This is a genomic window from Billgrantia sp. Q4P2 (genome assembly GCF_052806135.1).
In genome coordinates, this window is record NZ_JBRBAI010000006.1 from 271,647 (window position 1) to 296,653 (window position 25,007).

Below are 25,007 nucleotides of genomic sequence, written 5' to 3' on the forward strand. Positions count from 1 at the left end.
TCGATCAGGGCGACGGTGAAGGAATCAGACCCAGGCCACCGACAAAAGCCGGTAGGCCAGGAGCAGACCAACGGCTATCGCCACCCCCAGCAACAGCCAGTGCCAGCCCTTGGCCGGCCGCTTGGCTTCCGGCTGTTCGGCATCGGGCTCCGGGTGTTCGAAGTCCTCGGGGGTCCTCACTTCCCTGAGATGCTCATACTCTTCCTGCGGCGTCTTGCTCTCCCGGGTATCCATGGGCACCTCCTCTGGCGCTGGATTCACCCGTCGGGAAACCGGGGTTCCGCAATGACGGGCCTATAAGGTCACGACATCGAAGTTGACGTCCGGGTTCACATCGGCATCGTAGTCGACGTCACCGCGCTCGAACCCGAACAGCTTCAGGAAGTCATGCTTGTAACCAGCATAGTCGGTGATCGCGAACAGGTTCTCGGTGGTCACCTGGGGCCACAGATCCTTGCACGCCTGCTGCACGTCGTCGCGCAGCTCCCAATCGTCCAGGCGCAGGCGGCCGGCTTCGTCGGTCGTCATCTCTCCACCGTAGAGCCGTTCGCCGAATAGGCGATTGAGCTGCTCGATGGTGCCCTCGTGCAGGCCCTTCTCCTTCATCACCTTGTAGACCATGGCGATATAGAGCGGCATGACCGGGATGGCGGCACTGGCCTGGGTCACCACCGACTTGAGCACCGCCACGTTGGCACCACCGCCGCTGGCCTTGAGCCTGGCGTCGATTTCGCCGGCGGCACGGTCGAGGTCCTCCTTGGCCTTGCCCAGCGCGCCGTGCCAGTAGATCGGCCAGGTGATCTCGGTGCCGATGTAGCTGAATGCCACGCTGCGGGCGCCAGGAGCCAGTACCCCGGCCTTGTCCAGCGCGTCGATCCACAGCTCCCAGTCCTCGCCGCCCATCACCGCCTTGGTATCCTCGATCTCCTGCTCGGTGGCGGGCTCGACCTCGGCCTCGATGATGGTGTCCTTGTTGGTGTCGATGGCCGTGGCGCGGTAGGTCTCGCCGATCGGCTTGAGCGCTGAGCGCTTCAGCTCACCGCTATCGGGCAGTTTGCGCACCGGCGACGCCAGCGAGTAGACCACCAGGTCGACCTGTCCCATATCCTGCTTGATCAGCTCGATGGCCTTCTCGCGCGCCTCATGGGAGAAGGCGTCGCCGTTGATCGACTTGCTGTAGAGCCCCTCGGCCTTGGCGAACTTGTCGAAGGCCGCAGCGTTGTACCAGCCTGCGGTGCCGGGCTTCTTCTCGCTGCCGGGCTTCTCGAAGAATACGCCCAGGGTGTCGGCGCCGTAGCCAAACGCTGCGGTGATGCGCGCCGCCAGGCCGTAGCCGCTGGAAGCGCCGACCACCAGTACCTTCTTCGGTCCGTTGGCCTTGTCGAACTGGCGCGCACGGGTCGCCTCGATCTGCTCGAGTACGTTCTTCTCGCAGCCAACCGGATGGGTAGTGGTACAGATGAAACCGCGAACCTTGGGTTTGATGATCACGACAGACCTCATTATTGGTGTTGCAGCGCCGCGCAGGACGCCGGATCGATACGAATGGGCAGTGGCGACATTCTAGCGGCCACGCTTGCGTCTGTCCGCTCTTGAGCGATGGTGACGTCTAGGGCACGATGCAACCCCGGCAATGCCATGGCAGGAGGTGGGTATGAACGCACAGGCGCTAGTGGACGAGCGCGGCGAGCTGTGGCTGGCACTGGCCCCACTGTGGCTGGACCGCGAGCCCAGCGAACGCCAGTACGCGCATATGGTGGAAGTGATCCAGCGCCACGAGCTGACGCTGCACGAGCTGGAGTGGATCTTTCGCCTCGAACTGGCCCCGGTGCTGGCGCGCAACCAGATGTCGATCGCCGGCAAGTGGCGCGAGTTCGACGACTATCGGCTGATGCAACAACTGGTGGCTCACAACCTGAGGCTCACGGGCTGGCGTCGCAAGAGCTGGGCGCTGTTCTCGGGGCTGACCACGATGATGACCCGGCACCGCTGGAACGAGCTGATGGCCCGGGTGATGATGGAGCGCGGCGAGTCGCCCCACCCCTGATTCAAACCTGAAAGTCTTCGTCCAGCGCCTGCTCCAGGGCTCGCTCCAGCTCCTGGCCGCTGGCCCGTGGCGAGAAACGCTGTATCACCCGGCCATCCCGCGCCACCAGGAACTTGGTGAAGTTCCACTTGATCATCGTGGTATGCATCACGCCCGGCGCCTTGCGCTTGAGTTCGACGAACAGCGGATGCGCACCGCTGCCGTTTACCTTGACCTTCTCCATGACCGGGAAGGTGGCGCCATACTGACTCGAGCTGAAGGCGCAGAAATCCAGGGCCGTCTCCGGCGACTGACGGGCGAACTGATTGCACGGAAAGGCCAGCACGGTGAAGCCGCGATCGCGGTGACGACGGTAGAGGCGCTCCAGCTCACCGAGTTGGGGCGTAAAACCGCAGCGGCTGGCCACGTTCACGATCAACAGCACCTGCCCCTGCAGGGCACGCAGGTTGAAGGGTTCGCCGCGAAAGGTGCGGCATTCGTGTTCGTGGATGGCCATCTTTCGCCCGCCTCGCTGTCACCTTTCATCACGCCACGCTTTACACGTAGCACCACTCAGCGCGCCGGGGCAGCGTCTTCACGCAACCGGCCCAGCCAGACATTCTTCGTACGCCAGCCCCAAGCCTACCGAGAAGCGGCAGTGTCGTCACGCCCGGCACGCGTTGACCGTGCTCGAACGACTGGCCATGCTGCGATAGATACGCAACCAGAAGCAACGCACGGAGAACAGGTGACATGCGCAACGATGCCCCCCGTAGCCGCCTGGCCACCCACGAAGTGCTCAATCAGCCCGAGCCCGCCGGCGACAGGGATCTGCTGGCCTGCGACCTGCCGCTGCGTGAAACGCTGGAACGCGAAGCCCCGCCCTGGGTGGCCGAGCGCCTGGCACCGTTGGCTCGCTCTGTGGGCAGCGTGCACGTGCAGGAGCTGGGGGAGACGGCCAATCGCCACCCGCCGGAGCTACGCCTGTTCGACCGCCACGGCCGGCGGCTGGATGAAGTGCGCTATCACCCCGCCTACCATGAACTGATGCGCCTGGCGCTGGAGGGCGGCTGGCACGCCGTGGCCTGGCAGGAAGAGGGCCGCGGCGGGCATCAGGCCCATGTCGCCGCCCTCTACCTGCTGACCCAGGCCGAGCCGGGCTTCTGCTGCCCCGTTACCATGACCCACGCCGCCATGCCGGTGCTGCGACGCAGCCCCGCGGTCGAGGCCGAGTGGGCCCCGGGGCTACTGGCCCATGCCTACGACCCTCGCCCACTGCCACCGGACAACAAGCATGGCCTTACCTTCGGCATGGCCATGACCGAAAAACAGGGCGGCAGCGACGTGCGCCGCAACACCACCCGCGCCGAGCGCGACGGCGAGGGCTGGCGCCTCACAGGCCACAAGTGGTTCTGCAGCGCGCCGATGTCCGACGCTTTCCTCACCCTGGCGCAGACCGACGCAGGACTCTCCTGCTTCCTGGCACCGCGCTTCACGCCGGATGGCGAGCGCAACGCCATCGAGATCCAGCGGCTCAAGGAGAAATGCGGCAACCGCGCCAACGCCTCGGCCGAGATCGAGTATCGCGGTGCCTGGGCCACATTGGTTGGCGAACCGGGCCGTGGCGTAGCCACCATCATCGACATGGTGCAGCAGACCCGTCTGGATGCCGCCACCGCGCCGGTGGGCATGATGCGCCAGGCGCTTGCCGAGGCATGGGGGCACGTGCGCCAGCGTCAGGCCTTCGGCCGCAAGCTCTCGGAACAGCCATTGATGCAGGCGGTGATCGCCGACCTGGCGCTGGAGGTGGAAGCCGGCCTGGCCTTGGTCCTGCGTACCGCCCGCGCCTTCGACGGCGATGCCCGCGGCGAGGCCCACGAAACGGCCCTGGCGCGGGTGCTGCCCACCCTGGCCAAGTACTGGCACAACAAGCGTGGCCCGGGCTTCATGGCCGAGGCCATGGAGTGCCTGGGCGGGATCGGCTACGTGGAGGAGACGCCGCTGGCGCGGCTCTACCGCGAGGCGCCGGTGAATTCCATCTGGGAGGGGTCGGGCAACGTGATCTGCCTGGACCTGCTGCGGGTGCTGGCGCGTCATCCCGAATCGATCGCCGCCCTGCGCGACGAACTACGCGCGGCGCAAGGCCTGCAGCAGGACCTCGATCTGGCCCTGGCCGGGCTCGAGCACGACTTGGCGCTGCCCGCCGAGGAGCTCGAGCCACGCGCCCGCTGGCTGGCCCAGCGCCTGGCCCAGAGCCTGCAGGCCGCGCTGCTGCTGCGCCATGGCCCCAGCGAGGTCGCCGAGATCTTCTGCCGCTCGCGCCTCGGCGTGGAGGCCAGCCCCGTCTACGGCGTGCTGCCGGCCGGCTCGCCGCTGGCGGCGATCCTGGCGCGAATCGGCGACTGACCGGATGCCAGCAGCGGAATCTCGTCGGCCGGAACCGGCCGCGACAGGCCGAAGCCCTGCACGTGGGTACAGCCGTAACGCGCCAGGATGGGCAGGCAATCGAGTTCCTCGATGCCCTCGGCCACCACGCGGATGCCCAGGCGACGGCCAAGCAGGGCAATTGCCTCGACGATGGCCGCGTCCTGGCTCTCCTGTTGCACATGACGGACGAAGCTGCGGTCGATCTTGATCTCGCTGATGGGCAGCATCTGCAAGCGTGCCAGCGACGAAAAACCGACGCCGAAATCGTCCACCGCCACCTCCATGCCGCTCAAGTGCAACCGCGCGGCGATCTCGGAGCCCAGCAACTCGTCGTCCATGGCCGCCGTTTCGGTAATCTCGAGCACCACCAGCGGCGAATCGCCCGGAACGAGATGGCGAGTCAGCGCCGGCAGCTGCGATTCCATCAGGTCGTCGGCGGTGACGTTGACCGACAGCGACAGCAGTACGCCCTGCTCGCGCCAGCGTTTGGCATCGGCAAGCGCCCGTTCGAGCACATGGCAGGTCAGTCGCCGGCTTTGCGCGGCGGTGAGCATGGGCAGGAAGCTCGCCGGACCGATCAGGCCTATCTCGGGATGCGCCCAGCGCACCAGCGCCTCCACGCCGCTCAGGCGCCCGGTGGCCAGCTCGAACTGGGGCTGGTAGTGCACGGTGAGTTCGCGGCACTGAAGTGCCGATTCCAACTCCTCGGCGGAGAAAAAGGGGCTGTCCTCGGGCACGATGCTCGGCTTGCAGCCGGGGCGCAGACGCTCCAGGCGCTGGCGTAGCTCGGCCAGCCGCATCGGCTTGTCCAGCGAACCAAGCATCTGCAGCCCCAGGGTTTGGCCAACTCGTTCGGCGATACGCGAGATCTTTCGCTCGACGCCCCCCAGCAGCAGCACCCAGCCGGTGAAACGCTGTTCGGCCAGCAGGCGCAAGAGTTCGATGCCATCCGGGGCGCCGAATTCCAGCCCCATGATCACCAGCTGCGGCGCGCACTCGTCGAGCTCCGCCAGCAATGCATCGGCCCGGCGATAGCAGCGACTCTCCAGCCCCAGCACGTGCAGCTGTAGCGACAGGATCGCCACCACGTCGGGATCCTCGTCGAGCACCATGACCAGGGCTCGCTCGTCTTCCACATCCGCTAAAAGGTTCATCAGGGGGGATCCGCTCTCGAATTATCCTGAGGCTACCATCTTCCCTGACGACAAACCGGCTCGTTTCTCAACGCTGCCCCTTAAACGATGGGGCCAGCCACCACGCGCAGCGCAAGGGCCAGCAGCATCACACCTGTGATGCGATGAATCCAGTGCGCTCGCGCCTGCAACCAGGGCAGAACGCGTGAGTGGGTCAATGATACCGCCACCAGCACGTACCAGCCCCCGTCGATGATCATCGCCGTGAGCACGATCACTGCCTTGGCGGCGAGCGACATCTCCGGGGTGACGAACTGGCTGAGCAGGGCGACGAAGAACAGGATCAGCTTGGGATTGCCCAAGGCCACCAGCATGCCCTCGCGGGCCGCCTGGCGGCGGGTGGTCGCCACGCCGGCCGCCTCCAGCGCTGCCGCCCTACCGGCACGCAGGGCCTTGATGCCAAGCCAGGCCAGGTAGGCCGCCCCACCCCAGGTAATGACCTGGAACAGCGTGGGAAAGCGCACGATCAGCGCCCCCAGCCCCAGCACCGTGAGCAGGGCATAGAAACCCACCCCCAGGGCATGGGAGAGCGCCGCCACGATGCCGGGCATGCGCCCACCGCCGAGCGTATGACGCAATACCAGGGCCAGGCTCGGTCCCGGCGACATCGCCCCCATGGCGCATACGGCCACCAGCGACATCCACAGTGAAAGCGGCATTCCCACTCCTCTTCGCATTTTGCGACGCCTCGGCGTCGTTACCTCAACGGTGGAACTGGCCTTCCCGCTCGGGCTGCCAGAGGATCGCATCGATACGCAGGCGCGCCTCCCCCCCTCCGGGCAATGGCCAGTCGATCTCGTCGCCGATGCGCAGGCCGATGAGTCCGGCGCCGATCGGCGCCATCACCGAGATGCCGTCTTCGGTGCTCGCCAGCGCATGGGGGTAGACCAGCGTGCGTATCATCTGACGGTTACGTGTCAGATCGGTGAACTGCACCTGGCTGTTCATGCTGACGACATCTTCTGGAATGTCTTCCGGATCGATCACCTCGCCGCGTTCGAGCTCCTCTTCGAGGCAGTCGGCAACGAAGCGATCCTTGTCGCTGGCCTGGTCGATCAGGCGCTGCAGCCGCTCCGCATCCAGGCGGTTGATGATGATGGGGGGACGAGACGACATACGACCTCCTTGGCACCGGCAGCATTGAGCGTTGACTGCTGCGACAGTTGCTGCCGGCCATGCAACGAAAACAGCCCTTCGCCCCAAAACGGGGAGAAGGACTGTGACTCTCACTATCATAAGCCCAAGCCCGAACAATGTCAGGCCCGTATGGCGACTGTGCAGTACCTACCTGCCTGGACGGCGCCCCGAAGTGGCCAGCACCACGATACCCACCGCGGCGAGGGCAAGCCCCACGAATGCCACCGGGTTCCACGCTTGCCAGCCGTACACCGCCAACACCAGCCCGAGCACCACCAGCGCCCAGGCGAACCATTTCACACCCATTCCACAGTCCTCAGCTTCGAGTATATGCCTCAGCATGCAGCGGATAGGGAGGTACATCAAGAAAAGCGGAAATAGGCCCCCTGCCCGGTCACGCATCGCTTGACCGGCCCAACTGCCCTGCAGCAGAGCGAGGAGCCGTCACAAGGGATTGAACATGGGATGCCAGGGAGGGTCGAAGGAAAAATGCTTTATCCAGTCGAGAGCGCTATGCACAAAGCTGACATTCGCCGCAACAGCGGTGAACCCGGCGACATCATGGCTACCCTTGAAGCCAGCGAGGCGCACTATTCCGAAGATGGCTTCTGGGACAAGGTCGCCCACAGCGCCCGCCGGGTAGGCAAGAAGACCCTGGAGCCGGCGCTGAAGATGCACTATTCCGCCCAGGACCCCAGCACGCCGTTATGGGCCAAAACCGCCATCTATGGTGCGCTGGGCTATTTCATCTCGCCCATCGACGCCATCCCCGACCTCACCCCCCTTATCGGCTACACCGACGACATGGGCGTGCTGGCCGGTGCGCTCGCCATCGTCGCCGCGCATATCAACGACAAGCACCGGGAGCAGGCCAAGGCCACATTGGCCAGGTGGTTTGGGTAGGAGCACTGCGACCAAACTGCGGTCCAGCACGGGAACGGAAGGCCAAAAACGCAAAACAGCCGCTCATAAGCGGCTGTTTTTAATAACTTCTCTATCAATGGTACCGGCGGTCGGACTCGAACCGACAAGGGCTTGCACCCGGCGGATTTTGAATCCGCTGCGTCTACCAATTCCGCCACGCCGGCAGCGCCGAGCATTATACGTGGCCGGTGCGGCAGGTCAATCTCCAGGCCTGACGCGAAGGGCAATTTTCGGTATCCTTGCCGGCTGTTTGCGGCTGCCCGGCAGCCGCCCGTTTCGACCTTTTCTTCGCGGACCCACTGCATGCAGCGCGCCGACTTCCACTACGAGCTTCCCGAGGAGCTGATCGCCCGCTACCCGTCCGAGCGGCGCAGCGACTGCCGCCTGCTGTGTGTGAACGGCGAGAGCGGCGAGCTGGCCCACCGCCGCTTCACCGACCTGCTGGAGCTGCTCGAGCCCGGCGACCTGCTGGTGTTCAACGACACCCGGGTGATCCCGGCGCGGCTGCACGGCCACAAGGCCAGCGGCGGCAAGGTGGAGATGCTGCTGGAGCGCCCGCTGGATGCCCATCGCGGGCTGGCGCACATTCGCTCCAGCAAGTCGCCCAAGCCCGGCACCGAGCTGGTCTTCGAGGGCGACATTCGCGCCGTGGTCGAGGGTCGCCGCGAGGCGCTGTTCGAGCTGCGCTTCCTCGGCGAGACGCCGTTGATCGAGTTGCTGGAGCGCCACGGCCACATGCCGCTGCCGCCCTATATCGACCGCGCCGACGAGCTCGCCGACCGCGACCGCTACCAGACCGTCTATGCCCGTCGCGACGGCGCCGTGGCCGCCCCCACCGCCGGCCTGCACTTCGACGAGCCGCTGCTGGAACGCCTGGCGGCAAAGGGAGTCGAAAGTGCCTTCGTCACCCTGCACGTGGGGGCCGGCACCTTCCAGCCGGTGCGTGCCGACGACATCCGCGAGCACCAGATGCACAGCGAATGGATCGAGGTGAGCGAAGCGGCCTGTGAAAAGGTGCGTGCCGCCCAGGCCGCAGGTCGCCGGGTGGTCGCCGTTGGCACTACCAGCGTGCGCTGCCTGGAGAGCGCCTGCATGAAGAGTACGAGCGGAGAGATCGCGCCCTACAGCGGCGAGACCGACATCTATATCTACCCCGGCTACGAGTGGCACTGCGTGGATGCGCTGATCACCAACTTCCACCTGCCCGAGTCGACCCTGCTGATGCTTGTCTCCTCCTTTTCCGGGTACGAGACGATCATGACGGCCTATCGCGAAGCCGTGGCCGAGCGCTATGCGTTCTTCAGCTATGGCGACGCGATGTTGCTGACTCGCAAGTCTACCTGAACCCAAGAATAGCTGACCTGCAAGACGTCCTGATCCTTCTCGGCACGCCTTGACTTGATATCGAGATATCCATGCGCAACGAATGCTTCATGTCCTTCGAACGGCTGGCCAGCGATGGCCGGGCACGTCGCGGCCGCCTCACCTTCCCCCGCGGCACGGTGGAAACGCCGGCCTTCATGCCGGTGGGCACCTATGGCACGGTCAAGGGCATGACGCCCGCCTCGGTGGAGGAGATCGGCGCCGAGATCATTCTTGGCAATACCTTTCACCTGTGGCTGCGCCCGGGCACGGAAGTGATCGAGGCCCACGGCGACCTGCACGACTTCGCCCAGTGGCACAAGCCGATCCTCACCGATTCCGGTGGCTTCCAGGTCTTCTCGCTGGGTGAGATGCGCAAGATCACCGAGGAGGGCGTGCACTTCCGCTCACCGGTGGATGGCGCCAAGGTGTTCATGGGCCCCGAGGAATCCATGGCGGTGCAGCGCTCGCTGGGCTCCGACGTGGTGATGATCTTCGACGAGTGCACGCCCTACCCGGCCACCGAAAAGGAAGCCGAGTTCTCCATGGAGCGCTCGCTGCGCTGGGCCAAGCGCTCACGCGATGCCCATGGCAGCTCCCCCTCGGCGCTGTTCGGCATCATCCAGGGCGGCATGTATCCGGAGCTGCGCCGCCGCTCGCTGGAGGGCCTGATGGAGATCGGCTTCGACGGCCTGGCCATCGGCGGTCTTTCCGTGGGCGAGCCCAAGGAAGAGATGATCAAGGTGCTCGACTACCTGCCCCAGTGGATGCCCGAGGAGACTCCACGCTACCTGATGGGCGTGGGCAAGCCGGAGGATCTGGTGGAAGGCGTGCGCCGCGGCGTCGACATGTTCGACTGCGTGATGCCCACCCGCAACGCCCGCAACGGCCACCTGTTCACCGCCGAGGGGACGATCAAGATCCGCAACGCCAAGCATCGCCATGATACACGCCCGCTGGAAGACGACTGCGACTGCTACACCTGCCAGAACTTCTCCCGGGGCTATCTGCACCACCTGGACCGCTGCGGCGAAATGCTCGGCTCGATGCTCAATACCATCCACAACTTGCGCTATTATCAGCGCCTGATGGCCGGTTTGCGCGGTGCCATCGAAGCGGGTACATTGGCTGACTTCGTGGAAGGCTACTATGCGCAGCGGGGGCTGCCGGTACCTGACGCACCAGATTGAATGACCGGCCGGTGATGTCGAGTCGCAGACCGTGCCGGCCGGTAGCAACACTCTCACTCGCGACTCAACTTACCATCTCAGGAGACACGCTTCTCATGCTGGACTTCTTCATCTCCCCGGCCATGGCCCAGGACGCCGGCGCCGCAGGCGGCGGCATCGCCCAGATCGTCATGCTGGTCGGTTTCGTGCTGATCTTCTACTTCCTGCTGTGGCGCCCCCAGGCCAAGCGGGCCAAGCAGCACCGCGAACTGGTCGGTGGCCTGTCCAAGGGCGACGAGGTAGTGATCGGTGGCGGCCTGGTGGGTCGTATCACCAAGGTGAGCGACGAGTTCATCACCCTGGAGATCGCCGACAATACCGAAGTCAACGTACAGAAGAGTGCCGTGGCCAACGTGTTGCCCAAGGGCACCATCAAGTCCATCTGACGTCGATGCTCCTCGCCCTTGCCGGTGGCTCCTCCCCGAGCCGGGTGACGGCGAGGGTCGCATGGCGGCCGGAGCCCTGCTCCTTTCATGGACTGGGGCTGTCGGCCGCGCTGCCGTCCTGTAGCCTTCTTTACGCAACCTAGGCAGGGCTCCCATGCTCAACCGTTATCCCTTGTGGAAGTATCTGCTGATACTCATCGTGCTGCTCGTCGGCTTGGTCTACTCGCTGCCCAACCTCTACCCCGAGGACCCGGCAGTGCAGATCAGCAGCGCTCAGGGCGACTCCACCCTCGACGATGCGCAGCTCGAGCGTGTCCAGCAGTCCCTCCAAGATGCCGGCATCGGCATCAAGGCCGTGGAGCGTGAAGAAGCCCGCGTGCTGATTCGCCTCGACGACGCCGACCACCAACTGCGTACCCGCGACCTGGTCGCCGAGCAGCTCGGCAACGACTTCGTGGTGGCCCTCAACCTGGCGGAATCCACCCCCACCTGGCTGCAAAGTCTGGCGGCCTCGCCCATGACCCTGGGCCTGGACCTGCGTGGCGGCGTGCACTTCCTGCTCGAAGTCGACATGGATGCGGCGGTGACTCAGCGTCTCGAAGTCAACGCCAGCGCCATGCGGGAACAGCTGCGCAGCGAGCGCATCCGCTACCGTGGCACCGATATCGACGGTCGCACGCTAACCATCACCTTCGCCAGCGACGAGGACCGCGACACCGCCCGCCGGCTGATCAGCCGCGAGTTCCGCGACTTCGACTATGCCAACGAGCAGGAGGGTCGCGCCTCGCTGCTGGTGATGACGTTGACCGACCAGGCGGTGGCCGAGATTCAGGACTACGCCATCAACCAGAACCTCACCACCCTGCGCAACCGGGTGGACGAGCTGGGCGTGGCGGAGCCGCTGGTGCAGCGCCAGGGGCCGGACCGCATCGTGGTCGAGCTGCCCGGCGTACAGGATACCGTGGCCGCCAAGCGCGTGGTGGGTGCCACCGCCAACCTCGAGTTCCGCCTCGAGGCGCGCCCGGACACGCCGGACGTGGAGACCGAGAGCTTCGCCTTCCGCAACAATCCCAATCGCACCGCCGACCTGATGCGCGACGTCATCATCACCGGTGACAGCGTTTCCAGCGCCAGCCGCAGCTTCGACGAGAACGGCCGCCCCCAGGTCAACATCAACCTGGACGGTACCGGCGGCACGCTGATGAATCGCGCCACCCGCACCAACATCGGCCGCAACATGGCGGTGCTCTTCATCGAGCACAAGACTCGTGACCGGGTGGTGATGGAGGACGGTGAGGAAGTTTCGGTTCGCGAGCCCTATACCGAGCGCGGCCTGATCAGCCTGGCCACCATCCAGAGCGCACTGGGCAACAGCTTCCGCATCACCGGGCTCGACTCGCCCACCGAGGCGGCGGAACTGGCCCTGCTGCTGCGCTCCGGCTCGTTGGCGGCACCGATCTACTTCGTGCAGGAGCGCACCATCGGCCCGAGCCTCGGCGCCGAGAACATCAAGCGCGGCGTGATGTCGGTGCAGATCGGCCTGCTGCTCGTGGTGCTGTTCATGCTGATCCGCTACAAGGTATTCGGTATCTTCGCCAACGTGGCCCTGGCGCTGAACCTGACCCTGCTGATCGCCGCAATGTCACTGCTCGGCGCCACCCTGACACTGCCCGGCATCGCCGGCATCGTGCTGACGCTGGGCATGGCGGTGGACGCCAACGTGCTGATATTCGAGCGAATACGCGAGGAGCTGCGTGGCGGACTGTCGGTCCAGCAGGCGATCCATGCTGGCTACGAGCGCGCCTTCAGCTCGATCGTCGACGCCAACATCACCACCCTGCTGGTGGCGGTCATCCTGTTCTCGATCGGCACCGGCCCGGTCAAGGGCTTCGCCGTGACCCTGTCGCTGGGGATCATCACGTCGCTGTTCACCGCGCTGCTGGTGACCCGGGCGATGGTGAACCTCGTCTACGGCGGCAAACCGGTCAAGAAGCTCTGGATCTAAGGCTCACCAACTTGAGGTGGTTATGAAGACCCTCGTCAATCGACAGTTCGACTTCATGGGCAAGCGCCGGATCGCCTTCGCGATCTCGGCGCTGATGATCCTGGTGTCGATCGCCTCGCTGCTGTTCCAGCAGCTCAATCTGGGGCTCGACTTCACCGGCGGCACGCTGGTCGAGGTGCGCTACGCCGTGGCGCCTTCATTGGATGCGGTACGCCAGACTTTGGAAGCCGCCGAATTCCGCGACGTTTCGGTGCAGACCTTCGGTGCCTCGACCGAGGTGCTGATCCGCCTGCAGCAAGCCTTCGACCCGGAAGTGGGTGATCGTGTCATCGCACTGCTGCGTGCCGAGGGCGATGCCGTGGAACTGGTGCGTGCCGAGTTCGTCGGCGCCCAGGTCGGCGAACAACTGCGTGACCAGAGCGGCCTGGGCTTGCTGATAGCCTTGGGCGTGGTGATGCTCTACGTGGCCTTCCGCTTCCAGTACAAGTTCGCCATCGGCGCGCTGCTGGCGCTAATGCACGACGTGATCATCGTGGTCGGCGTGTTCTCGCTGTTCCAACTCGACTTCGACCTCACCGTGCTGGCCGCACTGCTGGCGGTGATCGGCTACTCGCTCAACGACACCATCGTCGTCTACGACCGCATTCGCGAGACGATTCGCACCTCGCGGATCGACGACATGCCGGCGATCTTCAACGAAGCGATCAACCTCACCCTGTCACGCACGCTGGCGACGTCCGGCACCACCCTGCTGGTGCTGATGGCGCTGCTGCTGCTGGGCGGCGACATGATCCACTACTTCTCCATCGCGCTGATCCTCGGCATCGTGGTAGGCACTTTCTCTTCCGTCTACGTGGCGGCTGCCCTGCTGTTGACCGTTCACCTGGAGCGCAAGGACCTGATTCCGCCGAAGAAGGAGGAGCACGAGGAGGAGGAGCAACTGCCCTGAAGCTGCAAGCTGTTGAATAGAATGCTCTTCCAGTAATATAAAAACCCCACCGCCATCTGGCGCGTGGGGTTTTCTCTTCTAGCTCAAGACTTACGGCTTATGGCTCAGAAATGCGGCTTGAGCTGCTGCACCAGGGCCTTGTACAGGCGCGGGCCGGCGGCCATCAGCTGGCTTTCCGCTTCCACGCTGGGCTGGCCGTCGGGGGTGCCCATCAGCGCACCGGCTTCCTTCAGCAGCAGGGAACCGACCAGGCGGTCCTGCTCCTCCAGCCCCAGCACGAAGGCGGCATCGACGCGGCCCGCCGCCAGTTCGGCCATGTCGAGCAGGCCACTGCCGGTAGCCAGTTGAGTTTCGACCTGGGGACCGAGCTGCTGGATCAGGGTCAGGTAGGCCGGCAGGTGTCGTGAGCGCCGCTCGCTCTCCGGCAGGCTCATGGCCACCCGCGCACCGAGGATGACGCTGGCCTTGGGCACGCGGATACGCTTGCCGTTGTGCTGGGCACCGCGGCCGCGGCTGGTCAGGTATTCATCGTCGCTGAAGGGGCAGATCACCACCGCATGCTCCGGGCGCCCCTTCACCAGGCACACTACTGACAGGGCAAAGCCGCTGCCGGCCACGCCCAGGCTGGAGTAACCATGGAGGGGCTCGATGCGCCACTCGATGTCCCGCCCTTCGCCTTCGCCGGCGCGGTGGGGCGTGAAACGACCGACGACCCCATGCTGGGGGTAGCCGCGGTTGAGCTGACGAACGATCAGCGTTTCGGCATTGCGGGCAGTGTCCTCGAGCAGGCGCTCGAGGCTGTGTTCCTCGTGAGCGTTCTCGATGCGCTCACGAATGCGCAGGAACTGTTCGGCGGCGCTGCGTGTGGCACGCAGGGCGAATTGGACCATCGGATGCATGATCGGGCCTTGGAGCGTCGGTGATGTTAAAGAACAGGCTAGTTCGAACGCGTAGGTCGAGTCGAACGCGGCGTACGGGGTCGAACGCGTGGCGCATCCTAGCAGAATCGCTTCCCATCCGCCATCGCCCCTGGCGAGCATGGTAGACTTATCCCTTCCCTTGGTTATTCGTGCTTACCCGTCAACGGCAGAGGCAGTCTCGCATGCTCGACCGACTTCGCATCGTGCTGATCGGCACCAGCCATCCCGGCAACATCGGCGCCGTTGCCCGCGCCATGCACAACATGGGGCTCGCCGACCTCACGCTGGTCGCACCTCGCTGTGAGCCGCTGACCAGCGAGAGCATCTCGCGAGCCTCCGGGGCCGATCACATCGTGCACGATGCTCGCATTGTCGAGACCCTCGAAGAAGCCGTGGCCGACTGCACCTTGGCGGTGGGCGCCAGCGCCCGTTCGCGCACCTTGCCCTGGCCGATGATCACACCGCGCGCCCTGGGCGAGCGCCTGCCGCAGGAACTCAGCGGCCCCGAGACGCGGGTGGCACTGGTGTTCGGCCGCGAGGACAGCGGTCTCTCCAACGCCGAACTGCAGCGCTGCCATGCCCACGTGCACATCCCCACCAACCCGGACTTCAGCTCGCTCAACCTGGCCGCCGCCGTGCAAGTGCTGGCCTACGAGTGTCGCCTGGCCTGGCTCGAAGCCGGCAGCGATGTCGGTGAACAGGAGGAGGAGCCGCACCAACCGCTGGCGAGCCACGAGGAACTGGAGCGCTACTTCGCTCACTTGGAGCGCACCCTGATCGCCATCGGCTTTCACGATCCGGCGCAGCCGCGCCAGCTGATGGCCCGGCTGCGACGCTTCACCCTGCGTGCCCGTCCCGAGCGCATGGAACTCAATATCCTGCGCGGCATCCTGTCGGCGACGGAAAAGTGCGCCCCCGAAGAGGCCGATGCCATCAAGACGCGTGACGCCACGCCGCGCTCAGGGTCCGGAGGCTAGACGCCTTGAACGCTACCCGCTGCGCCCCCATATGATGAAACTGTTACATATTTGTTTCCCGCCGCCCAGGCCGCCCCACCGCCACCAAGGACCGCTGCATGTTTCAACGACTGCGCGAGGACATCAATAGCGTATTCGCCCGCGACCCGGCGGCACGCAACTTCCTGGAAGTGCTGACCAACTACCCGGGACTGCATGCGCTGTTGCTCCATCGCCTCGCCCACTGGCTGTGGAAGAAGCATCTCAAGTGGCTGGCCCGCACTCTATCGACTTTCTCGCGCTGGCTCACCGGCATCGAGATCCATCCCGGGGCGAAGATCGGCCGACGCTTCTTCATCGACCATGGCATGGGCGTGGTGATCGGCGAGACCGCCGAAGTCGGCGACGACGTCACCCTCTACCAGGGCGTCACCCTGGGCGGCACCAGCTGGCACAAGGGCAAGCGCCACCCGACGCTCGAAGACGGCGTCATCGTCGGTGCCGGCGCCAAGATCCTCGGCCCCTTCACCGTCGGTACCGGCGCCAAGGTCGGCTCCAACGCCGTGGTGACCAAGGAAGTGCCCGCTGGCGCCACGGTGGTCGGCATTCCCGGCAAGATCGTCAAGCGCGCCGATCCAGATGCCGCCGAGGCGCTGGAGGTCGATCCCGAACGTCGCGAAGCGATACGGCGCAAGTTCGGTTTCGACGCCTACGGCGTGAGCGAGGACATGCCCGACCCGGTGGCACGTTCGATCCAGGCCATGCTCGATCACATGCACGCCGTTGACGAACGTATCGAGCGCATGTGCGGCACCCTGCGCAAGCTCGACGCCAGCTATCGCGAAGGCAAGCTGCCGGAGCTGCGCGACGAGGACTTCGCCGACATTCTCTCCGATGTCGACGCCTGCTGCGGCCCAACCGCCGACTCCGGCACCGGACATGATCCAGATCAAGGCGGGCAAGACACTCCGCGGGGGAATGGTTGACCTCCGCACTCGGGCTTTACCATAATGGCGCATTGATCCACGGCTCGCTGCCTGCGGCGAGCGCTCGCTGACCTGCTGGTCCTGTCCAGGGGCCGAGGTACGCTTTCCGATGCGCCTGAAGAGCCCGCCATGCGTTTGACTACCAAGGGACGCTACGCCGTCACTGCCATGCTCGACCTGGCCCTGAACGCAGACAAGGGAGCCATTTGCCTGGCCGATATCTCGCGTCGCCAGGAAATATCCCTGCCCTACCTCGAGCAGCTCTTCGCCCGGCTGCGTCGCGCCGGGCTGGTCAATAGCGTTCGCGGCCCGGGAGGCGGCTACCTGCTGGCGCTACCCGCAGCCGAGATATCCGTATCGCGGGTGATCGACGCCGTGGACGAATCGGTCGACGCCACCCGCTGCCAGGGGCTGTCGGACTGCCAGCAGGGCGACACCTGCCTGACCCACCATCTATGGTGCGACCTCTCCGAGCAGATTCGCGGCTTCCTCGACGGCATCACGCTGGGCCAGTTGGTCGAGCACGGCGATGTGCGCCGCATCGCCGCCCGACAGCGCAGCCGTCACTCAGACAACACCATCCTGACCTCCTCGCCCTGACCGCCCCGGCAGAGGACCAGACTGGAGACCCCGCGAGATCATGAGCGCCCTCGTCTATCTCGACTACGCCGCCACTACCCCGGTCGACCCTCGGGTCGCCGAAGTGATGCAGCGCTACCTCACGATGGATGGCACCTATGCCAACCCCGCCTCGCGCAGCCACATGCTCGGCTGGCAGGCGGAACAGGCGGTGGAGAGTGCGCGCCGCCAGGTGGCCGACCTGATCGCCGCCGACCCACGCGAGATCGTCTGGACCAGCGGCGCCACCGAGGCCGACAATCTGGCGCTGATCGGCTACATGCGCGCCAATCGCGAGCGAGGCCGGCATCTCGTCACATCGACCATCGAGCACAAGGCGGTGGTCGATACCGCCACGGCGCTGGAGAAGGAGGGCTTCGAGGTCACCTGGCTGACGCCGGACGCCAACGGCCTCATTGCCCCCGAGCAGTTGCGCGAGGCCATGCGCCCCGACACCATCCTGGTGTCGCTGATGGCGGTGAACAACGAACTCGGCTGTGTCCACGACCTGGCGGCCCTCGCCGACGTGGCTCACGCCGGCAATGCGGCTTTTCATGTCGATGCGGCCCAGGGCGTGGGCCGTATCGATCTCGATGTGAGCCGCCTGGGCATCGATCTGATGTCGCTCTCGGGCCACAAGGCCTACGGCCCCAAGGGCATCGGGGCCCTGTATGTCAGGCGCAGCCCGGACCTGCGCATCGAGCCGTTGATCCATGGCGGCGGCCACGAGCGCGGCATGCGCTCCGGCACCCTGGCCACCCACCAGATCGCCGGCATGGGCGAAGCCTTCAGCCTGGCCGCCGCCGAGGGCGAAGCCGACCAGGCGCGCATCCTGGCACTGCGGAACCGTCTGCTCGATGGGCTGTCCGACCTGGACGGCATCCATTGCAATACTGCCATCGAGGTGGCGGTGCCCAACATTCTCAACCTGGCGTTCGCGGGCGTGGACGGCGAGTCGCTGCTGATGGCACTGCGCAGCATCGCCCTGTCGACCGGTTCGGCATGCAACTCCGCCAGCGTCGAGCCATCCTATGTATTGAAGGGTATTGGCGTGCCACGCTCGCTGTCCCTGGCTTCGCTGCGCTTCAGTTTCGGCCGCTTCACTACCGAAGCCGACATCGACGCAGCGCTCGAGGCCCTGCATCATGCCCTTCCGGGTCTACGCCGATAGCCACTTTCGCTGCAGGAGAACGCATATGGCGCATCTATCGATTACCACCAACGCCGCCGAGCAGATTCAGCGGGTGCTCGAGGAGCGCGGCCACGGTCTGGGCCTGCGGGTCTCGGTCAAGCCCAGCGGGTGCTCCGGCTACAGCTACGTGCTCGACTTCGCCGACGAAGCCGCGAACGACGATGCGGTCTTCGAGGAGCACGGCGTCACCGTTTTCGTCGCCCCCGAGGCCTTGGAAATGCTCGACGGCAGCGAAGTCGACTATGTTTCGGAGGGGCTCAATCGCTTCTTCCGTTTCAACAATCCCAACGTGAAGGACCAGTGTGGGTGCGGCGAAAGCTTCACCGTCTGAAGCAACACTGCACCATGTCCGGCTTTTCTGCCCGGTACGACGATTGTTCAACGCCCTCCGGCAGCGGTATACTCTGCGCCCATTATCGCCTGCGCTGCCCCATCGTCCTGCCGACAGGTTCGAGGCCGGCGACACCGAGCGCATCAGGTACCCTTTAGCGCCGCGCCGTACTGACTCCTAGCGAGATCGGGTATGGCGTGGCGCTAACACCATTCGACCCGTCAGCCCACCATACAACGGAGAGCCCCATGGCAACCGAACGTACCCTGTCCATCATCAAGCCCGACGCCGTCGCCAAGAATGCCATCGGCGAAATCATCTCCCGCTTCGAGAAGGCCGGCCTCAAGGTCGTCGCCGCCAAGATGCTGCATCTCTCCGAAGAGCAGGCCGGTGGCTTCTACGCCGAGCACAAGGAGCGTCCCTTCTTCAAGGATCTGGTGGGCTTCATGACCTCCGGCCCGGTGGTCGTCCAGGTGCTGGAAGGCGACGACGCCATTGCCAAGAACCGCGACCTGATGGGTGCTACCAACCCCAAGGAAGCCGCGCCGGGCACCATCCGCGCCGACTTCGCCGAGACCATCGACGCCAACGCCGTGCACGGCTCCGACTCGCCGGCTTCCGCCGAGCGTGAAGTGGCCTATTTCTTCGGCGCCGACGAGATCCACTCGCGCTGAGAAAACACTGATTTATTGCTGCGCTCGATATCTTGGTCGCCGGCGGTGCTCGAAAGCCTCACCTAGTACTGCATAGGCTCCGGTTTCTGTGCTCCGGCGGCGACCAACCTCTCTTCGCTCGCGACATAAGTTCAGTAGTTTTCTTTGGCACAAACTACGAGCGGGCCCATCCCGCTCTCGTCCTGCCCCGACCGACGTGATGCCATGACCACCACCACCCAACGTACCAACCTGCTCGGCATGACTCGCGATGAGATGGAAACCTTCTTCCTCTCCATCGGCGAGAAGAAGTTCCGGGCCGCCCAGGTGATGAAGTGGATTCATCACGAGGGCTGCGACGACTTCGAATCCATGACCAACCTCTCCAAGGCGCTGCGCCAGCGGCTCGCCGAGGTGGCCGAGATTCGCGGGCCCGGCGTGGTCTACGAAGGGACCTCCAGCGACGGCACCCGCAAGTGGGTACTGGAGGTAGAGGATGGCAGCTACGTGGAAACGGTGCTGATCCCGGCCGACAACGGCAAGCGTCGCACCCTGTGCGTGTCGTCCCAGGTGGGCTGCTCGCTCGACTGCAGCTTCTGCTCGACCGGCAAGCAGGGCTTCCAGCGCAACCTCACCGCCGCCGAGATCATCGGCCAGGTGTGGGTCGCCCAGCGCAGCGTGGGCCCGCGCAAGGATACCGCCAATCGCCCGGTTACCAACGTGGTGATGATGGGCATGGGCGAGCCGTTGATGAACTACGACAACGTCGTGCCGGCGATGAAGCTGATGCTCGACGACAACGGCTACGGGCTCTCCAAGCGGCGTGTCACGCTGTCCACCTCCGGGGTGGTGCCGATGCTCGACAAGCTCGGCGACGAGCTCGACGTGAGCCTGGCCATCTCGCTGCATGCCGCTACCGACGAGCTGCGCAGCGAGCTGGTGCCGCTCAACCGCAAGTACAACATCCGCACCCTGCTGGATGCCTGCCACCGTTACCTGGCCAAGTGCGACGACACGCGCATGGTCACCATCGAGTACACGGTGATCAAGGACGTCAACGACCAGCAGGAGCACGCCCAACAGCTCGCCGAGCTGCTGCGCGAGCTGCCGTGCAAGATCAACCTGATCCCGTTCAACCCGTTCCCCCACTCGGGTTACGAGAAGCCATCGCGCAATCAGGTGATGCGCTTCCAGCAGTGGCTCTATGAACTGGGCTACACGGCGCCGATTCGCAGCACCCGCGGCGATGACATCGATGCCGCCTGTGGCCAACTGGTGGGGCGCGTGAAGGACCGCACCCGGCGTCACGAGCGCTATATCCGCTCGATCCAGATCGACGCCGATTGAAGCGGGGCCCGCCTTGACTTCAACACGTCACGGCGCTTTGATGGACAGGCTTTTTTCGTCCCTGGCCAGCGCCGCTCGGGCGCCAGGCACGCAAGACAACGACAGCCCGACAGGCCCGACCATGAGGATGCCATGACGCGTTCCCCCTATCTGCCAAGCCGACGTTTGCCGCTGGTAGCGATGGTGATCGTATCGTTGTGGCTCGTCGGCTGCGCCAGCCAAGCCGAGCAGCAGGCCGACGCGGACCCGACCGAGGCCCTGACCGAGCTGGGCATGGCCTACCTCGAGCGGGGCAACCTGCCGCGCGCCATGGCGGCGCTCAATCGTGCCCTGGAACGTGCCCCCGACGACCCCGAGGCACTTCAGGCCATGGCCATCGTCTACCAGCGCCAGGGCGAGCGACAGCAAGCCGACGAGATGTTCCAACGGGCCATCGCGGCTGCCCCCGGCAACAGCCGCGCGCGCAATAACTACGCCGTCTTTCTCTATGAGCACGGCCAGGTTCGGCGAGCCTGTGAACAGCTTGAAGCGGCATCGCGCGATACCCGCTATGCCAACCGGGCCCAGTTGTTCGCCAACCTGGGCCAATGCCAGTGGGATATCGGCGAGATAGACAAGGCGCGACATAGCCTCGAGCGCTCTCGCAGCCTCGACCCGCGCAATCCGAGAACCTATTTCACCCTGGCCGAGCTGGAGCTGGAACAGGGCAACCCCGACCGCGCCCGGCAGCAGTTGGAAATATTCGTGGGCCTTGCCGGCATGACGCCGGACGCCCAGGCACTGGCACAGCAGATCGCCGGCGCCCCGAACATGACCGTCACCCCCGGACCCGATGCGCCGCGTGACACACCTTGACAACGACTCTAGACGAAGGATGCTCAGCCATGAGCGACAATCATGATATCGATGCCGTCGACTTCGCGTCCCCGGCTTCCCCTGGGGAGCTGCTTCGCCGTGAGCGTGAAACGCAAGGGCTGTCCCGCGAGGAAGTCGCCACGGCATTGAACCTGCGCCCCGCCGTGGTTTCCGGCATGGAGGAGGACAACTACGAACAGGTGCCGGTCGCCACCTATCGCCGCGGCTACCTGCGCGCCTATGCCCGCCTGCTGGGCATGGACGACCGCCCGGTGCTGCAAGCCTATGCCGACCGCTTCGGCACCCAGGATAGCGAGCAGCGGGTAACGCCGGTCCAGGTCACCAAGCCGCCGTCGCGCATCGGCGCCTGGCTGTTCAAGCTGGTCACGCTGCTGGTCATTGCCGGCCTGATCGGCCTGACCCTGGTGTGGTGGCAAAGCCGCGACGGCAATGAGCCGCCCGCGGTCGATGCGACCGGCCCGGTCTCGGTCGAAACGCTGGATGGCACCACTACCATCGAGGAGGAGCCGCGGCCCGAGGTCGAGGAGGCCCTGCCACCGCTGCCAGAAGAGGGTGTCGACCCGCTCGGTGGCGAAGCCGAGGTGCCGTCCACTGAAGTCGACCCCACCGGAGCCGAGCTGATCGCGGGCGTGAGCGAGGAGGAGCCGGTCATGGCGGATGAGGCCAGCGTCGAGGCACCCGCTGAGCAGCCGGTCATCGACGAGGAAGAGCCGGAAGTGGCCGCGGAGCCGTCGCCCACCGACCGCACCGTACTGCAATTGACCTTCAACGAGCAGTCCTGGACCGAGATCTTCGACGCCAACAATCGGCGCGTTTTCGTCGGCCTTCAGGAACCCGGCACCACGGCCACCGTCGAAGGAGAGCCCCCCTTCCGCCTGACCATCGGCAACGCGACTGGCGTCGAGCTGAGCTGGGCTGGCGAGCGCGTCGATCTGCGCGCCCGCGCCGGGGCCAACAACGTCGCCCGTTTCACCCTGGGAGAGTGATGCTTATGCATTCCCCGTCACCCATCGTTCGCCGCAAGTCACGCCAGATCCATGTCGGCAAGGTGCCGGTCGGGGGCGATGCCCCCATCTCGGTGCAGAGCATGACCAACACCGACACCCTGGACGTGGCCGCCACCGTGGCCCAGATCGAGCGCCTGGAGGCCGCCGGGGCCGATATCGTGCGCGTCTCGGTGCCGAGCATGGATGCCGCCGAGGCCTTCGGCCGCATCAAGCAGCAGGTCAACGTACCGCTGGTGGCCGACATCCACTTCGACTACAAGATCGCCCTGCGCGTGGCCGAGCTCGGTGTCGACTGCCTGCGCATCAACCCCGGCAACATCGGCAAGGAAGAGCGGGTGCGCGCCGTGGTTTCCGCCGCCCGCGACAATGGCATTCCGATCCGCATCGGCGTCAACGCCGGTTCACTGGAGAAGGACCTGCAGCGCAAGTACGGCGAGCCTACGCCGGAAGCACTGGTAGAGTCGGCCATGCGTCACATCGACCACCTCGACCGCCTCGACTTCCAGGAATACAAGGTCAGCGTCAAGGCCAGTGACGTATTCATGGCCGTGGCCGCCTATCGCCAGCTGGCCAAGCTGATCGAGCAGCCGCTGCACCTCGGCATCACCGAGGCCGGCGGCCTGCGCTCGGGCACCGTCAAGTCATCGATCGGCCTCGGCATGCTGCTGATGGATGGCATCGGCGATACCATTCGCGTCTCGCTTGCCGCCGACCCGGTGGAAGAGATCAAGGTCGGCTACGACATGCTCAAGAGCCTGCGCCTGCGCAGCAAGGGCATCAATTTCATTGCCTGCCCCAGCTGCTCACGTCAGAACTTCGACGTGATCGGCACCATGAACGCCCTCGAGGAGCGCCTCGAGGACATCATGACGCCCCTCGACGTCTCGGTGATCGGCTGTATCGTCAACGGCCCCGGCGAGGCCAAGGAGAGCGACATCGGCCTGACCGGTGGTAGCCCCGCCAACCTCGTCTACATCGACGGCAAGCCCGCGTCCAAACTGCGCAATGAACATCTGGTCGACGATCTCGAGACCCTGATTCGCGAGAAGGTGCGCGAAAAGGAACAGGCCGAGCAGAACGTGATCGCCCGCGAGGCCTGAGCGGCCGTCGACCATCCAAGGAGTCACCGTTGAGCAAGTCCCAATCGAGCACCCACCAATCTGGCACCAAAGAGTCCGGCCAGAAGAAGATCCAGGCCATTCGTGGCATGAACGACCTGCTGCCGGGCCAGTCCGGCCTGTGGCAGTACTTCGAAGGCACCGTTCAGGCGCTGATGAAGCGCTACGGCTATGCCGAGATCCGCACGCCCATCGTCGAGCAGACCGCCCTGTTCGCCCGTTCCATCGGCGAAGTCACCGACATCGTCGAGAAGGAGATGTACACCTTCGAGGATCGTAACGGCGACAGCCTGACCCTGCGCCCCGAGGGCACGGCGAGCTGTGTGCGTGCGGCCATGGAACATGGTCTGCTGCACAATCAGACTCAGCGCCTGTGGTATCAGGGCCCGATGTTCCGTCACGAGCGTCCGCAGAAGGGTCGCTACCGCCAGTTCCACCAGGTCGGCCTGGAAGCCTTCGGCCTGGAAGGGCCGGACATCGACGCCGAGGTGATCCTGCTCTCCGCGCGGCTGTGGCAGGAGTTGGGGCTCATCGAACACGTCACCCTGGAGCTCAATTCGCTGGGCTCCAGCGAGGCCCGCGCCGCCTATCGCGACAAGCTGGTGGCCTACTTCGAACAGCATCGCGACCAGCTCGACGAGGACTCGCTGCGCCGCCTGTCGAGCAACCCGCTGCGCATTCTCGACTCCAAGAACCCGGACATGGCGCCGATGCTGGCCGACGCGCCCAAGCTGATGGATCACCTCGACGATGCCTCGCGCGAGCACTTCGAGGGCCTCACCGCCCTGCTCGAGGCCGCCGGCATCGACTACGTGATCAACCCGCGCCTGGTGCGCGGCCTCGACTACTACGGCCGCACCGTCTTCGAGTGGACCACCACGGCGCTGGGCAGCCAGGGCACGGTCTGCGCCGGCGGCCGCTACGACGGCCTGGTCGAGCAGCTCGGCGGCAAACCGACTCCGGCGGTGGGCTTCGCCATGGGCATCGAACGCCTGATCCTGCTGCTCGAAACCCTGGAACTGGTACCCGACGCCGCCCTGGGCGAGCTGGACCTCTACGTGCTGCCCATGGATGATGTCGCCACCACCCAGGCCATGCTGCTCGCCGAAAGAATCAGAAGCGAACTTCCCTCACTGCGCCTGCAGCTGCACTGCGGCGGCGGCAGCTTCAAGAGCCGCATCAAGAAGGCCGACAGGAGCGGCGCGCGCCTGGCACTGCTGCTGGGCGAGGACGAACTGGCCCAGGGCCGCGCCACACTCAAGTTCCTGCGCGAGGAGCGCGATCAGCTGAGCCTGGCCCAGGAGGCTCTGGCCGAGACCTTGGCCGATCTGGTGAGCAACGAGCGCGCCTGACCGAACCGCATTT

The 25,007-nt window shown here is 65.3% G+C and carries 27 protein-coding genes and 1 tRNA gene; 19 read left to right on the forward strand and 9 right to left on the reverse strand.

What is annotated here, in order from left to right; all coding sequences use genetic code 11:
- Positions 1-24: 24 nt before the first annotated feature.
- Together ACUY1T_RS13085 and fabV are read right to left on the reverse strand one after the other, a co-directional pair.
- Positions 25-234 carry a hypothetical protein gene (locus tag ACUY1T_RS13085; RefSeq protein ID WP_446023463.1) on the reverse strand — a complete coding sequence of 70 codons (210 nt, stop codon included), beginning with the start codon at positions 232-234 and terminating at the stop codon, positions 25-27.
- Between the two features lie 60 nt (positions 235-294).
- On the reverse strand, positions 295-1,491 hold the full coding sequence (gene fabV, locus ACUY1T_RS13090) for an enoyl-ACP reductase FabV (RefSeq protein WP_446023465.1): 1,197 nt from the start codon (positions 1,489-1,491) through the stop codon (positions 295-297).
- Between the two features lie 163 nt (positions 1,492-1,654).
- On the opposite strand from fabV, the gene ACUY1T_RS13095 reads away from it, so the two are divergent.
- Positions 1,655-2,047: a DUF7079 family protein gene (locus ACUY1T_RS13095; RefSeq protein ID WP_446023467.1), complete on the forward strand. Its 393-nt coding sequence runs from the start codon at positions 1,655-1,657 to the stop codon at positions 2,045-2,047.
- A gap of 1 nt (position 2,048) precedes the next feature.
- On the opposite strand, the gene ACUY1T_RS13100 is transcribed toward ACUY1T_RS13095, so the two are convergent.
- The gene (locus ACUY1T_RS13100; protein ID WP_446023469.1) at positions 2,049-2,543 is read right to left on the reverse strand and encodes a glutathione peroxidase; all 495 of its coding nucleotides are present in this window, start codon (positions 2,541-2,543) and stop codon (positions 2,049-2,051) included.
- Between the two features lie 236 nt (positions 2,544-2,779).
- Between ACUY1T_RS13100 and ACUY1T_RS13105 the strand changes: the two genes are divergently transcribed.
- Entirely contained in the window at positions 2,780-4,432 is a 1,653-nt protein-coding gene (locus ACUY1T_RS13105) for an acyl-CoA dehydrogenase family protein (RefSeq protein ID WP_446023471.1), read from the forward strand.
- On the opposite strand, the gene ACUY1T_RS13110 is transcribed toward ACUY1T_RS13105, so the two are convergent.
- From ACUY1T_RS13110 to ACUY1T_RS13125, 4 genes are all read right to left on the reverse strand, one after another.
- Complete coding sequence (locus ACUY1T_RS13110) at positions 4,372-5,607, reverse strand: EAL domain-containing response regulator (protein ID WP_446023473.1); 1,236 nt, start codon at positions 5,605-5,607, stop codon at positions 4,372-4,374. The two genes, ACUY1T_RS13105 and ACUY1T_RS13110, sit on opposite strands and share 61 nt — an antisense overlap.
- Positions 5,608-5,687: 80 nt before the next feature.
- Entirely contained in the window at positions 5,688-6,305 is a 618-nt protein-coding gene (locus ACUY1T_RS13115; protein ID WP_446023475.1) for a LysE family translocator, read from the reverse strand.
- Positions 6,306-6,348: 43 nt separating this feature from the next.
- Positions 6,349-6,762 carry a nucleoside diphosphate kinase regulator gene (rnk, locus tag ACUY1T_RS13120; RefSeq protein ID WP_446023477.1) on the reverse strand — a complete coding sequence of 138 codons (414 nt, stop codon included), beginning with the start codon at positions 6,760-6,762 and terminating at the stop codon, positions 6,349-6,351.
- A 168-nt stretch (positions 6,763-6,930) separates the two neighbouring features.
- Positions 6,931-7,089, reverse strand: coding sequence for a hypothetical protein (locus ACUY1T_RS13125; RefSeq protein ID WP_446023479.1), 159 nt, complete (start codon positions 7,087-7,089; stop codon positions 6,931-6,933).
- 207 nt (positions 7,090-7,296) lie between these two features.
- On the opposite strand from ACUY1T_RS13125, the gene ACUY1T_RS13130 reads away from it, so the two are divergent.
- Entirely contained in the window at positions 7,297-7,686 is a 390-nt protein-coding gene (locus ACUY1T_RS13130; RefSeq protein WP_446023480.1) for a YkvA family protein, read from the forward strand.
- A 98-nt stretch (positions 7,687-7,784) separates the two neighbouring features.
- On the opposite strand, the gene ACUY1T_RS13135 is transcribed toward ACUY1T_RS13130, so the two are convergent.
- Positions 7,785-7,871 (reverse strand) — tRNA-Leu (locus tag ACUY1T_RS13135).
- A gap of 139 nt (positions 7,872-8,010) precedes the next feature.
- Here ACUY1T_RS13135 and queA point away from each other — a divergent pair.
- The 5 genes from queA (at position 8,011) to secF (ending at position 13,638) form a co-directional block, all read left to right on the forward strand.
- Positions 8,011-9,051: a tRNA preQ1(34) S-adenosylmethionine ribosyltransferase-isomerase QueA gene (gene queA, locus ACUY1T_RS13140; protein WP_446023482.1), complete on the forward strand. Its 1,041-nt coding sequence runs from the start codon at positions 8,011-8,013 to the stop codon at positions 9,049-9,051.
- A gap of 89 nt (positions 9,052-9,140) precedes the next feature.
- A complete protein-coding gene (gene tgt / locus ACUY1T_RS13145) occupies positions 9,141-10,259 on the forward strand; it encodes a tRNA guanosine(34) transglycosylase Tgt (RefSeq protein WP_446023541.1) in 1,119 nt (372 codons plus the stop codon).
- A gap of 95 nt (positions 10,260-10,354) precedes the next feature.
- Positions 10,355-10,684: a preprotein translocase subunit YajC gene (gene yajC, locus ACUY1T_RS13150; RefSeq protein WP_446023484.1), complete on the forward strand. Its 330-nt coding sequence runs from the start codon at positions 10,355-10,357 to the stop codon at positions 10,682-10,684.
- A 154-nt stretch (positions 10,685-10,838) separates the two neighbouring features.
- A complete protein-coding gene (gene secD, locus ACUY1T_RS13155; RefSeq protein ID WP_446023486.1) occupies positions 10,839-12,689 on the forward strand; it encodes a protein translocase subunit SecD in 1,851 nt (616 codons plus the stop codon).
- Positions 12,690-12,711: 22 nt separating this feature from the next.
- Positions 12,712-13,638: a protein translocase subunit SecF gene (gene secF / locus ACUY1T_RS13160; protein ID WP_446023488.1), complete on the forward strand. Its 927-nt coding sequence runs from the start codon at positions 12,712-12,714 to the stop codon at positions 13,636-13,638.
- Between the two features lie 104 nt (positions 13,639-13,742).
- Here the strand turns inward: secF and ACUY1T_RS13165 are convergent, their stop codons facing one another.
- The gene (locus ACUY1T_RS13165; RefSeq protein WP_446023490.1) at positions 13,743-14,537 is read right to left on the reverse strand and encodes an inositol monophosphatase family protein; all 795 of its coding nucleotides are present in this window, start codon (positions 14,535-14,537) and stop codon (positions 13,743-13,745) included.
- A gap of 203 nt (positions 14,538-14,740) precedes the next feature.
- Here ACUY1T_RS13165 and trmJ point away from each other — a divergent pair, with 203 nt between their 5' ends.
- From trmJ to hisS, 11 genes are all read left to right on the forward strand, one after another.
- Complete coding sequence (gene trmJ / locus ACUY1T_RS13170; RefSeq protein WP_446023491.1) at positions 14,741-15,535, forward strand: tRNA (cytosine(32)/uridine(32)-2'-O)-methyltransferase TrmJ; 795 nt, start codon at positions 14,741-14,743, stop codon at positions 15,533-15,535.
- Positions 15,536-15,633: 98 nt separating this feature from the next.
- Complete coding sequence (gene cysE / locus ACUY1T_RS13175) at positions 15,634-16,500, forward strand: serine O-acetyltransferase (RefSeq protein WP_446023493.1); 867 nt, start codon at positions 15,634-15,636, stop codon at positions 16,498-16,500.
- A 129-nt stretch (positions 16,501-16,629) separates the two neighbouring features.
- The gene (gene iscR, locus ACUY1T_RS13180) at positions 16,630-17,100 is read left to right on the forward strand and encodes a Fe-S cluster assembly transcriptional regulator IscR (RefSeq protein ID WP_411795737.1); all 471 of its coding nucleotides are present in this window, start codon (positions 16,630-16,632) and stop codon (positions 17,098-17,100) included.
- Between the two features lie 40 nt (positions 17,101-17,140).
- Entirely contained in the window at positions 17,141-18,289 is a 1,149-nt protein-coding gene (locus ACUY1T_RS13185) for an aminotransferase class V-fold PLP-dependent enzyme (RefSeq protein ID WP_446023495.1), read from the forward strand.
- A gap of 25 nt (positions 18,290-18,314) precedes the next feature.
- Positions 18,315-18,641 (forward strand): HesB/IscA family protein, encoded by a 327-nt coding sequence (locus ACUY1T_RS13190; protein WP_111413452.1) that lies wholly within the window; start codon positions 18,315-18,317, stop codon positions 18,639-18,641.
- A gap of 248 nt (positions 18,642-18,889) precedes the next feature.
- Complete coding sequence (ndk, locus tag ACUY1T_RS13195; protein WP_446023497.1) at positions 18,890-19,315, forward strand: nucleoside-diphosphate kinase; 426 nt, start codon at positions 18,890-18,892, stop codon at positions 19,313-19,315.
- A gap of 204 nt (positions 19,316-19,519) precedes the next feature.
- A complete protein-coding gene (gene rlmN, locus ACUY1T_RS13200) occupies positions 19,520-20,641 on the forward strand; it encodes a 23S rRNA (adenine(2503)-C(2))-methyltransferase RlmN (RefSeq protein ID WP_446023499.1) in 1,122 nt (373 codons plus the stop codon).
- A gap of 132 nt (positions 20,642-20,773) precedes the next feature.
- The gene (gene pilW, locus ACUY1T_RS13205; RefSeq protein WP_446023501.1) at positions 20,774-21,496 is read left to right on the forward strand and encodes a type IV pilus biogenesis/stability protein PilW; all 723 of its coding nucleotides are present in this window, start codon (positions 20,774-20,776) and stop codon (positions 21,494-21,496) included.
- 29 nt (positions 21,497-21,525) lie between these two features.
- A complete protein-coding gene (locus tag ACUY1T_RS13210; RefSeq protein ID WP_446023503.1) occupies positions 21,526-22,503 on the forward strand; it encodes a RodZ domain-containing protein in 978 nt (325 codons plus the stop codon).
- Between the two features lie 5 nt (positions 22,504-22,508).
- The gene (ispG, locus tag ACUY1T_RS13215; RefSeq protein WP_446023504.1) at positions 22,509-23,624 is read left to right on the forward strand and encodes a flavodoxin-dependent (E)-4-hydroxy-3-methylbut-2-enyl-diphosphate synthase; all 1,116 of its coding nucleotides are present in this window, start codon (positions 22,509-22,511) and stop codon (positions 23,622-23,624) included.
- Between the two features lie 29 nt (positions 23,625-23,653).
- The gene (gene hisS, locus ACUY1T_RS13220; protein WP_446023506.1) at positions 23,654-24,994 is read left to right on the forward strand and encodes a histidine--tRNA ligase; all 1,341 of its coding nucleotides are present in this window, start codon (positions 23,654-23,656) and stop codon (positions 24,992-24,994) included.
- The last annotated feature ends 13 nt before the right edge of the window (positions 24,995-25,007 follow it).